The sequence below is a fragment of the Pseudoalteromonas sp. SG41-1 genome (genome assembly GCF_014164575.1).
Lineage (GTDB): Bacteria > Pseudomonadota > Gammaproteobacteria > Enterobacterales > Alteromonadaceae > Pseudoalteromonas > Pseudoalteromonas rhizosphaerae.
Genome location: NZ_JACJFL010000051.1, coordinates 19474 through 29543, shown reverse-complemented (window position 1 = coordinate 29543; position 10070 = coordinate 19474). Strand labels below are relative to the sequence as shown.

General features: G+C 42.8%; 12 protein-coding genes and 3 tRNA genes. 10 read left to right on the top strand and 5 right to left on the bottom strand.

What is annotated here, in order from left to right; translation table 11 throughout:
- Window positions 1–28: 28 nt before the first annotated feature.
- The 5 genes from H5203_RS19555 to H5203_RS19535 are packed head-to-tail and all read left to right on the top strand — an operon-like array spanning window position 29 to window position 4382.
- Entirely contained in the window at window positions 29–1030 is a 1002-nt protein-coding gene (locus tag H5203_RS19555) for an FAD-dependent oxidoreductase (protein ID WP_182785220.1), read from the top strand.
- A 20-nt stretch (window positions 1031–1050) separates the two neighbouring features.
- A complete protein-coding gene (gene thiS, locus H5203_RS19550; RefSeq protein ID WP_145234634.1) occupies window positions 1051–1248 on the top strand; it encodes a sulfur carrier protein ThiS in 198 nt (65 codons plus the stop codon).
- Between the two features lies 1 nt (window position 1249).
- Window positions 1250–2047 carry a thiazole synthase gene (locus H5203_RS19545; protein WP_149983249.1) on the top strand — a complete coding sequence of 266 codons (798 nt, stop codon included), beginning with the start codon at window positions 1250–1252 and terminating at the stop codon, window positions 2045–2047.
- 33 nt (window positions 2048–2080) lie between these two features.
- Complete coding sequence (thiE, locus tag H5203_RS19540; protein ID WP_182732513.1) at window positions 2081–3616, top strand: thiamine phosphate synthase; 1536 nt, start codon at window positions 2081–2083, stop codon at window positions 3614–3616.
- Complete coding sequence (locus tag H5203_RS19535; protein WP_182732512.1) at window positions 3609–4382, top strand: HesA/MoeB/ThiF family protein; 774 nt, start codon at window positions 3609–3611, stop codon at window positions 4380–4382. The genes thiE and H5203_RS19535 overlap by 8 nt, the downstream gene beginning before the upstream one ends.
- Window positions 4383–4468: 86 nt before the next feature.
- Here the strand turns inward: H5203_RS19535 and asd are convergent, their stop codons facing one another.
- Window positions 4469–5335, bottom strand: a complete 867-nt coding sequence (asd, locus tag H5203_RS19530; RefSeq protein WP_182732511.1) for an archaetidylserine decarboxylase — start codon at window positions 5333–5335, stop codon at window positions 4469–4471.
- 18 nt (window positions 5336–5353) lie between these two features.
- The gene (gene rsgA, locus H5203_RS19525; protein ID WP_145234644.1) at window positions 5354–6412 is read right to left on the bottom strand and encodes a small ribosomal subunit biogenesis GTPase RsgA; all 1059 of its coding nucleotides are present in this window, start codon (window positions 6410–6412) and stop codon (window positions 5354–5356) included.
- A gap of 121 nt (window positions 6413–6533) precedes the next feature.
- On the opposite strand from rsgA, the gene orn reads away from it, so the two are divergent.
- The 4 genes from orn (at window position 6534) to H5203_RS19505 (ending at window position 7759) form a co-directional block, all read left to right on the top strand.
- A complete protein-coding gene (gene orn, locus H5203_RS19520; RefSeq protein WP_145234646.1) occupies window positions 6534–7079 on the top strand; it encodes an oligoribonuclease in 546 nt (181 codons plus the stop codon).
- 247 nt (window positions 7080–7326) lie between these two features.
- Window positions 7327–7402: transfer RNA gene (locus H5203_RS19515), tRNA-Gly, on the top strand.
- 159 nt (window positions 7403–7561) lie between these two features.
- Window positions 7562–7637, top strand: a tRNA-Gly gene (locus H5203_RS19510).
- A 46-nt stretch (window positions 7638–7683) separates the two neighbouring features.
- A tRNA-Gly gene (locus H5203_RS19505) sits at window positions 7684–7759 on the top strand.
- 179 nt (window positions 7760–7938) lie between these two features.
- Here H5203_RS19505 and H5203_RS19500 read toward each other — a convergent pair.
- From H5203_RS19500 to H5203_RS19490, 3 genes are all read right to left on the bottom strand, one after another.
- Window positions 7939–8364 carry a secondary thiamine-phosphate synthase enzyme YjbQ gene (locus H5203_RS19500; protein WP_145234649.1) on the bottom strand — a complete coding sequence of 142 codons (426 nt, stop codon included), beginning with the start codon at window positions 8362–8364 and terminating at the stop codon, window positions 7939–7941.
- Window positions 8361–8828, bottom strand: coding sequence for a chemotaxis protein CheX (locus H5203_RS19495; protein ID WP_145234652.1), 468 nt, complete (start codon window positions 8826–8828; stop codon window positions 8361–8363). The genes H5203_RS19500 and H5203_RS19495 overlap by 4 nt, the downstream gene beginning before the upstream one ends.
- 80 nt (window positions 8829–8908) lie before the next feature.
- Window positions 8909–9343, bottom strand: coding sequence for a transcriptional repressor (locus H5203_RS19490; RefSeq protein ID WP_145234655.1), 435 nt, complete (start codon window positions 9341–9343; stop codon window positions 8909–8911).
- 93 nt (window positions 9344–9436) lie between these two features.
- On the opposite strand from H5203_RS19490, the gene H5203_RS19485 reads away from it, so the two are divergent.
- Complete coding sequence (locus H5203_RS19485; RefSeq protein ID WP_145234657.1) at window positions 9437–10057, top strand: MarC family protein; 621 nt, start codon at window positions 9437–9439, stop codon at window positions 10055–10057.
- Window positions 10058–10070 lie beyond the last annotated feature (13 nt).

The following is a 10070-nucleotide window of genomic DNA, read 5'->3' as shown; positions in this document are numbered from 1 at the left end:
CCTAGAACCTAGAACCTGAGGAACTCTCATGTCTTACAATATTGCGGTGGTGGGGTTTGGTTTAACGGGGCGTTTAACGGCGCTTGAGTTGAGTTTACAGCATCGGGTAACTGTTTATGAAGCGGGTGACGAACAAGCGCTTGATAGTGCAGGAAGAGTGGCAGCGGCGATGCTTGCACCACTGGCTGAATCTGTATTCTGCGAGCAAGACTTGGCCTTGATGGGGCTGGATTCAATAAAGCGTTGGCCGAGAATTTTAGCGCAACTTGATGAAGCGGTGTTTTTCCAACAGCAAGGCACACTTGTGGTTGCACACCAGCAAGATAAAGGTGACTTACAAAGTTTTATACTGCGTTTAAAGCCTTTAGCTGAACATCAAGGACATCAGTTAACAGGGGCACATATTGCTGAATTAGAGCCAGAGCTTACAGGGCGTTTTAACCAAGGTGTGTATTTACCTTGCGAAGGGCAAATTGATAATCAGGCTTTTTATCAAGCTAGTTTTAACACTCTAAAGCAGCGTAATGTGAGCTTTAAGTTTGCACAACAGGTTGATGTAACATCGCTAAATCTACAGCAATCGTTTGATTATATTATTGATTGCCGTGGCCTTGGCGCTAAAAGCGCAGCGTGTAAGCTACGCGGAGTGCGTGGTGAAGTAGTGCGTTTGTACGCCCCTGAGGTTAATTTAACGCGGCCAGTGCGGTTAATGCACCCGCGTTATCCTATTTATATTGCTCCGAAGCCAAATCATCAATACGTAATTGGCGCGACAGAAATTGAATCACAAGATAAGGGGGCTGCCACTGTGCGTTCGACTCTTGAGTTGTTGTCAGCAGCGTACACAGTACACAGTGGTTTTGCTGAGGCGCGAGTGTTGAATATTCAAACCGGCCTGCGTCCTGCATTTAGTGATAATCGCCCGCAGATTTCCCAGCAGCAAAATGTGATCAGCATTAATGGCTTATATCGTCATGGTTATTTACTCGCACCGAGTTTAGTGGCCGATGCCATTGCACGGATAAAATAAGGCTTATTATGAAAGTAAGTATGAAAATAACAATTAATGGTCAACATTTTGAGTTAGCAGATAACGCCAATATAGCCCAAGGTTTGACGCAGTTTGCAGCAAAAGAGCCTTTTGCAGTGGCGCTTAATGGTCAATTTATACCGCGTAGTCAATGTGATACTACCTTACTTAACGAAGGCGATAGCATTGAATTACTGTCACCGATCCAAGGTGGCTAATATGAGTAGCGTAATATCAGATAGTTTCAGTATTTATGGTGAGCAGATCACTAGTCGGTTATTAATTGGCTCAGCACTTTATCCATCACCTGCGGTTATGGCCGATTCGATTGTTGCCTCTGGCGCGCAGATTGTTACTGTGTCATTACGACGTCAACAAAGTGCCGCCGCAGGAGATGACTTTTGGCAATTGATCAAAGATACGGGCTTAAAAATTCTACCCAATACTGCAGGCTGTCACAGTGTCAATGAAGCAATTACACTGGCACAAATGTGCCGCGAAGTGTTTGCTACCGATTGGATAAAACTTGAGTTGATTGGTGATGATTATAACCTGCAACCAGATCCATTTGCATTACTGGAAGCGACACAGATTTTATTAGCCGAAGGCTTTAAAGTATTACCTTATTGTACTGACGACTTAGTGTTATGTCAGCGTTTAGCTGATGCAGGGTGTGAAGTACTGATGCCGTGGGGAGCGCCTATTGGCACAGGTAAGGGCTTGTTAAATAAATATAACTTAAAAACTATTCGGGAGCGCTTACCCGATACCACATTGATTGTTGATGCTGGCCTTGGCTTACCATCACACGCCTGCCAAGCGCTTGAATTAGGTTATGATGCGGTGTTATTGAATTCGGCTATTGCAGGGGCGGGCTGCCCTGTTACCATGAGTCATGCATTTAAAGCAGCCGTTGATGCGGGTCGTTTTGCTTACCGAGCAAAGGCGATGCCAGAAAAAGACGTCGCTGCGCCATCTACGCCCACTATGGGTATGCCATTTTGGCATCAACAGTAATAAATGAAGTAAAAAATTAGGAAATACGTAACTATGAATCATGTTGTTTGGACAATTGCTGGCTCTGACTCTGGTGGTGGTGCAGGTATTCAGGCGGATATTAAAGCGATGCAAAGTTTTGGCGTCCATGGTTGTACAGCGATCACCGCATTGACTGCGCAAAACAGCCTAGGCGTTGAAGCACTTAACCCGATTTCAACCGATGTTATTGAGTCGCAATTACTCGCCCTTGAAAGCGACATGAAAGCCCGTGTTATTAAAATTGGTATGCTTGCCAATGTGCAGCAAATTCAATTGATCAGTGAGCATCTAAAACATTATAAAGCCACTTGGCCGGTTGCGCCTTTGGTTGTATATGATCCGGTGGCCATTGCTAGCAGTGGTGACTTACTGACAGAAGAAGATACCGTTAGCGCAATTAAAGAATGCTTATTGCCGCTGGTGGATGTGATCACTCCGAATACCCATGAAACGCAGTTGCTCACTGGGATATATTTAATTGGTCCCAGTGCTGTGATCGAGGCTGCGCAAAAGCTGCAAAGCTGGGGCGCAAAAGCGGTGCTGATCAAAGGTGGCCATTGGGATTATCCAAGCGGATATTGCATTGATTACTGCAGTGATGCCAGCTCTTATGGCAGTAATGAATATTGGCTTGGTAACGAAAAAATTCAAACGCCGCACAGCCATGGTACCGGTTGTAGTATGGCGTCAGTGATTGCAGCGTGTTTAGCGAAAGGTTACCCGCTTAAAGATGCCTTTATTTTAGCCAAAGCCTATATAAATCAAGGCTTAAAAGCTGCGGTTCGTTATGGTGAAGGAATTGGCCCTGTGGCACAAACGAGCTTTCCCGATAATCTTGATGATTACCCACAAGTCATTGAAGCGGGTAGTTGGCTGGGTGATGAGCTGGATTTTGAACAACCAAACGAATTTACTATGGCGGCAGGTTTTACTGAGTGTGAAAACAAACAGCTTGGTTTATATGCAGTGGTTGATAGTCTCGATTGGTTAGAAAAGTGTTTAGCGCAAGGCGTTAAAACTGTACAACTTAGAATGAAAAACGCCAGCGAAGAAGAGCTTGAACACGCTATTGCTGCGGCGGTCACACTTGGTAAAAAGTACGATGGCAATGTGTATATCAACGATCATTGGCAGCTGGCGATCAAACATGGCGCTTATGGTGTGCATTTAGGTCAAGAAGATTTACTTGAGGCTAATCTGGTGGCCATTAAAGAGTCGGGCATGCGTTTGGGGATTTCGACCCATGGTTTTTATGAAATGCTGCGCGCTCATAATTACCGCCCGAGTTATATGGCGTTTGGCGCTATTTACCCAACCACGACCAAAGATATGACAGGGCAAATTCAAGGGCTTGAAAAGTTAAAGCGTTTTGTGCCGTTAATGAGTGATTACCCAACGGTAGCTATTGGTGGCATTGATTTATCACGAGCGGGCGAGGTTGCTGCAACCGGTGTTGGCAGTGTAGCTGTTGTTAGGGCTATTAGTGAAGCAAGTGACTATCAACAGGCGATTGCCGATTTACAAGTGGCTATTAATAGCAATGAGTGAGGCAATAAAAGGATCTTTATCTGACAAAGAGCAGTTACGTTACAGTCGTCATTTAATGCTTAAAGAAGTCGGCTTTGAAGGGCAGTTAAAGCTCAAAGCCGCTCACGTTGTGGTAATTGGAGCGGGGGGGTTAGGCAGCCCCGCATTACTGTATTTAGCTGCGGCTGGCATTGGCGAATTAAGCTTGTTAGATGATGATAAGGTTGAGCTTTCAAATTTACAGCGCCAAGTGCTCTATAAAGTAAATCATTTAGGGCAAGATAAGGTCAGCGCTGCGGGCAAAGTATTAAGCAGCTTAAATAATCAAATCAAGATCAACACAGTAAGTGCAAAATTAACCACTGAAAATGCTGAGCAAGTTTTTACTGGCGCAACCTTAGTACTTGATTGCAGCGATAACTTCAGCACTCGCTATGTAGTAAACCAGCAATGCTTGGCACTGGGTATTCCACTGGTGTCGGGGGCGGCAATAGCGAGTGAAGGGCAGCTGATGTGTTTTGATTTTCGCCAGCCACAGAGCCCTTGTTACGGGTGTATATTTGGAGCACAACCGCAACAGCAGGCGCTTAATTGCAGTAACGCGGGCGTGCTTAGTCCGTTGTTAGGTGTTATTGGCTCGATGCAAGCACTGTTGGCAGTTAATATCTTGCTGGGCCATCATCAAGGCAGTCAGTTTATTCGTTTTGATGGGCTAAGTTTAGCGCAGCAGCAGTTTAAATTAACTAAAGCGCCCGAATGTACTGAGTGTGCAGGGGAAAGAGCTTAAATAAAAAACGCGGCATGACTGCATTAGTCGGTCCGCGTTTTTAATTAAAATGAGTTATAACTTAATTATTAATTAGGTATTAATCATCAATCATCAACTTTAGCAAACGGTGTGCCCATGCGAGTCACTGTGCCTGGTTTTTGATCATCAAAGATATCTGCTTTATTAGCACCCCAGGCTAAAATAACCGTGGAGCCTAATTTAAAGCGACCCATCTCTTCACCCTTTTTCAAGGTAATTGCATTTTCACCTGAGGTTTTGTAGTTCCAGCTAAATACATCTTTACCTGCTGGTGGTGTAACTGTACCGGCCCAAATAGTTTCGATACTGGCAACAATTGTTGCACCCACTAATACCATAGCAAGCGGGCCAATTTCAGTCTCAAAAATGGCTACTACGCGTTCGTTACGAGCGAATAGATTAGGTACATTTTGCGCGGTAAGTGGGTTTACTGAAAATAAATCACCGGGGACGTAAATCATTTTACTCAAGGTGCCATCAATCGGCATATGAATACGATGATAATCTTTTGGCGCTAAGTAAATCGTTGCAAAGTCGCCGCCTAAAAATGGCGCTGTATCTTGCTCTGAGCCGCCAAGTAAAGCTTGTAAGCTATAGTTGTGATTTTTAGCTTGAATAAGCTGGCCTTCAACAATTGGGCCTAATTGACTGATGGCACCATCTACAGGGTGAGTAATGATGTCATCTTCAGTGTTTAATGGCCGAACGCCTTCTTTTAAAGGACGAGTAAAAAACTCATTAAACGTTTTATAGTGAGCTGGGTCGCTATATTGCGCTTCATTCATATCAATTTTATATTGTTTAATAAACAATTTAATTAAAGTAGTTGTTAGTGCACCTGCTTTAGCTGCAGCTAACTTGCCTACCATACGGGATACAAAATGTTTTGGCATTGCGTACTGCATTGCGATTTTGAATTTGTCTAAACTCACAAGTTTTTTCCTAAAAAATTATACGCGTGGAGCACGAGCACCCGCTCGGCCATCGGCCATTGTTTCTAAAATTCTATGGTAGCTATCAAAACGTAGCTGTGAAATATCACCATCATCGATTGCTTGGCGAATTATACAGCCTGGATCATTTAAATGTTTACAGTCTCTAAAGCGGCAACCGCCAATAAACTTGCGAAACTCTTTAAAGCACCAAGTAACACGCTCTACATCTAAGTGCCACAAGCCAAATTCACGAATACCAGGGGAATCAATTAAGTTACCGCCTGAAGGTAAGTGATGAAGTCGTGACACGGTTGTTGTGTGTTGGCCAAGGCCACTATTTTCAGAGACCTCTTTGGTCAGTATTTCGGCATCAGGTAAAACAGTGTTAACTAAAGTTGATTTCCCCACACCACTTTGACCAACAAAAATACTATTTTTATCAATTAAGGTTTCTTTGAGTGCATCAATACCGTAACCGGTTTTATTACTTACTAGTAATACTTGATAATCAAGTGACCTATAAATATCCAAAATTTTGTTGATGTTAGCAAGCCCAGGCTCATCAATTAAATCTATTTTATTGAGCACTAAAATAGGCTCAATGCCCATATCTTCGCAGGCAATTAAATAGCGGTCGATAATACTGGGGGTAAACTCTGGTAGTACCGCAGAGACCATCAAAATCTGGTCAATGTTGGCGGCTATGACTTTTACACCGTCGTAAAAATCAGGGCGAGTAAGTTGCGAGCGCCGTTCATGCATCGCTTCTATAACGCCAGCTAAATCACCTTCGCTGACTTTTGCGCGGCGAAATTGCACTTCGTCTCCGCAAACAATACCTTTAACGGTACGGCGAATATTGCAGCGCAAAACATCTCCGTTATCAGTTTCAATATCGGCATGTTGACCAAACCGACTGATCACCACGGCATTTTCAGGCGCACCTAAATTGTCAGTTTGCCATTGCTCAACCTTGTTAGTGGTTGGCGCAGAATCTGCATTAGACAAGCGTTTTTGGTGATTGGCCTTAATCCTACGGGATTGACCTTTACTTAATTTCTTCTGTTTTGCCACTTTTGGCCCATAACTTAGTTAAATGTCGTGCTTTTTGAAAAAAAAGCTTTAGGTCGACTGATGATACTAATATGATATATCTAAATGCGTTAGATCTAAAGGAAAGCACCGCAAGGTAATTATGTCTTTTCATAAATCAAATCTGATTTGGCTCGACCTCGAAATGACAGGTCTTGAACCAAGTACAGACAAAATACTCGAAATCGCCACGGTTGTCACCGACAGTGCGTTAAACATCTTGGCTGAAGGGCCAACTATTGCTATTCATCAAAGTGATGAATTGCTTGATGGTATGGATGAATGGTGTACTAAGCAACATGGTCAGTCAGGGTTAACTGCACGCTGTAAAGCGAGCACATTCACAGAGCAAGATGCTGTTGAACAAACTTTGGCATTTTTAAAGCAGTGGGTTCCTGCAGGCGCTTCGCCTATGTGTGGTAATTCAATAGGCCAAGATAGACGCTTTATGAATAAATATATGCGTGAACTGGAAGATTACTTCCACTATCGTAATTTAGACGTAAGCACTATCAAAGAACTAGCAAGACGCTGGAAACCAGAAGTTTTAGCACAAGTGCACAAAAAAGGTTCACACCTTGCTCTTGATGATATCAAAGATTCCATCATGGAATTAAAAGTCTACCAAGAAAAATTCTTTAATTTGTAAAAAACACTTGCAAACACATCGGATTATTGTAGAATCCTGCCCCGCTTAAGACGATAACCCCCGCGGGGTTAGTGTGCTTGAGCAATTTGAATGCGGCACTAGTTCAGTTGCCGGAACGTTCACCGCGAGCTGTCGCGGACCAACGGAAAAATTACTGACTATTTTGAATGCGGCACTAGCTCAGTTGCCAGAACGTTTACCGCGACTTGTCGCGCACCAACGGACAAATTACTGACAATTTTGAAATGCGGCACTAGCTCAGTTGGTAGAGCGCGACCTTGCCAAGGTCGAGGTCACGAGTTCGAGCCTCGTGTGCCGCTCCAATTTCTCACCAAAGAAATTGCAGCAAGTTTCAAATAAAAGCTATAAACTTTTTTAGAACCTATAACCTAAAAATTATAATGCGGCACTAGCTCAGTTGCCAGAACGTTTTACCGCGACTTGTCGCGCACCAACGGACAAATTACTGACTATTTTAAAATGCGGCACTAGCTCAGTTGGTAGAGCGCGACCTTGCCAAGGTCGAGGTCACGAGTTCGAGCCTCGTGTGCCGCTCCAATTTCTAACCAAAGAAATTAGAGTAAGTTTAAAGTGAAAATATTATGCGGTACTAGCTCAGTTGGTAGAGCGCGACCTTGCCAAGGTCGAGGTCACGAGTTCGAGCCTCGTGTACCGCTCCAATCTCTTTAAGCAATCTAAAATAAAATATGCCAAGGTCGAACTAAGTCATAAGCAGTTCGAGCCTCGTGTACCGCTCCAATCTCTTAAAAATGAATACCCACCCAAGTTTGATTGACAAGCAGTTATTGCTTAAAGCACATATCCAATTTATTTAGTATTTCAATTTAAATAGTTTTATTTAAACTTGCCCTTGCAGCGTTGCAATAATACGTCTTGCGCCGCCATGATCACGATGTTCGCCTAAATAGATCCCTTGCCATGTACCAAGCTGTAAACGTCCTTGGCTAATTGGAATCGTTAGCTCGCAGCCTAAGGTACTCGTTTTTATATGCGCAGGCATATCATCATCACCTTCGTAATCATGACGATAATAAGGTTGGCGCTCGGGAACAAATTTATTGAAGTGACTTTCCATATCCATACGTACTGTCGGATCAGCATTTTCATTAATCGTTAAGCTGGCTGAGGTATGCTGTATAAAAAGGTGTAATAAGCCAATTTGGTAATCGGAAATCTCAGGGAGTTGGCTGAGTATTTCGCTATCAATAATATGAAAGCCTCGAGAGCGAGGCTTTAAAAGTAGTTGTTTTTGCAACCAGCTCATATTTTATCGAAACTAACTTCAATATTGGCATTACCGGCATCAGAGGTAAATGGGATCAATATTTTTGCCCCTTCACTTTTATGAGTTATGGTATGACCTTTACCAGACACAACGATTGGTGTAGCCATATTAAAGTCATAGCCTTTTTCACCAAGTAAATTTTTTGCCCCACCAGTGACCATATTGGTAATTTCACCAACCATATCGGTTACTTCTTCATTGATCGAATCAGGGCGTTCACCTAGCATTCTTTCCATAATAGTCAGGGCAAGGCTCTCATCAAAAGTGATCGAAAATGAACCTTTAGTTTGCGGTCCTACCATGCCAATTAATCCCGAAACGTCGCCACAGGCAACTTCATCTTTTTTTATTTTCGGCTTACCCGGTTTTAGTTCGGTTTGCGCCATTGTGCTGAGCACATTTAATAAAGATGATAAAAAAGGATTGATGAACTCTACATTCATTATTGTTTATCCCTCGAATTTAGCAGTTTAACTGCGGTTATACGTTAAAGTGTAGTGAGTTATTTTAGCTCTGCACTTAATTATTCTTTACAATTTCCACATCTACCATGGGCTTCAATAGTTTGCCCTGATACGACGAAACCACTCTCAGCAGCAAGACTATTAAGTTCATGCGAAATCACGCTAGAGTGTAGCTCTTTGACAAAACCACAACTATCGCATATCAACAGTTGTACAGGGTGGATATGATCAAAATGATGACACAACATAAATGCGTTAGTACTTTCAATTTTGTGAATAAAACCTAATTCAGCTAAAAAGTCTAAGGCACGGTAAATTGTGGCTGGTTTTGCTCCTGATTCAGTGAGTTTTAGTTGCTCTAATAAATCATAAGCGCCCACTCCGCCTTGCGCACTTGCTAATAGGCGAAATACTTTTTCACGAATTGGAGTGAATCGCGCACCGCGATTGTCACACACTTGTTTGGCTTTACTAACGAGTGATTCTATTTTCATCTTCTCTTATCCTTACGCTACCGTGATATACTAACATACTGTATTGTAGTTGCAGCGTTTTTATTAGACAGTTTTATTCTAGGAAGGCCAACAATGAATGAATTATTAGCGGTATTTATTTTCTTTTTTGCGGTTATTGATCCAATCGGTACTGTGCCTGTTTTTATAGCCTTAACACGCGGTGATAGTGACAAATTCAAACGTAAAGTCGCGTTGAAAGCTGTTCTGGTGTCTGCTGGGGTACTATTGTTTTTTGTTGTCGCTGGGGAGCTGCTTTTAAATGCTATCAATATCCCCTTGTCAGCGTTTCAAATCGCAGGTGGTATCGTGTTATTGCTGTTCGCTTTGTCTATGATCTTTGGTGAAAGTAAACCAGAAATGGAAATTAAAAGTGTACGTGATAGCACTGAAACGGCCATTTTCCCTTTAGCTATTCCATCAATCGCCAGTCCAGGTGCGATGCTTGGCGCTGTTTTGATGACTCGTAACACTGAATACACGTGGGTTGAGCAGTTAATTACTTCATCAATGATGTTAGCTGTTCTTGTTGTGGTACTTGTGCTGTTACTGTTGGCAACCCATGTTCACAAATTAATTGGTGACAGCGGTGCGAGTATCATCAGCCGGATCATGGGTTTGATCCTTTCATCAGTTGCCGTGACAAATATACTCGACGGGATAGCCCACTATTTTGGCTTACAAGTATTTACATAAAGGCTGTGTATTG

Coding starts and splice junctions, on each gene's coding strand:
- H5203_RS19555 (WP_182785220.1), top strand. CDS start 29: ATGTCTTACAATATTGCGGTGGTGGGGTTTGGTTTAACGGGGCGTTTA.
- thiS (WP_145234634.1), top strand. CDS start 1,051: ATGAAAATAACAATTAATGGTCAACATTTTGAGTTAGCAGATAACGCC.
- H5203_RS19545 (WP_149983249.1), top strand. CDS start 1,250: ATGAGTAGCGTAATATCAGATAGTTTCAGTATTTATGGTGAGCAGATC.
- thiE (WP_182732513.1), top strand. CDS start 2,081: ATGAATCATGTTGTTTGGACAATTGCTGGCTCTGACTCTGGTGGTGGT.
- H5203_RS19535 (WP_182732512.1), top strand. CDS start 3,609: ATGAGTGAGGCAATAAAAGGATCTTTATCTGACAAAGAGCAGTTACGT.
- orn (WP_145234646.1), top strand. CDS start 6,534: ATGTCTTTTCATAAATCAAATCTGATTTGGCTCGACCTCGAAATGACA.
- H5203_RS19500 (WP_145234649.1), bottom strand. CDS start 8,364: ATGAGCTGGTTGCAAAAACAACTACTTTTAAAGCCTCGCTCTCGAGGC.
- H5203_RS19495 (WP_145234652.1), bottom strand. CDS start 8,828: ATGAATGTAGAGTTCATCAATCCTTTTTTATCATCTTTATTAAATGTG.
- H5203_RS19490 (WP_145234655.1), bottom strand. CDS start 9,343: ATGAAAATAGAATCACTCGTTAGTAAAGCCAAACAAGTGTGTGACAAT.
- H5203_RS19485 (WP_145234657.1), top strand. CDS start 9,437: ATGAATGAATTATTAGCGGTATTTATTTTCTTTTTTGCGGTTATTGAT.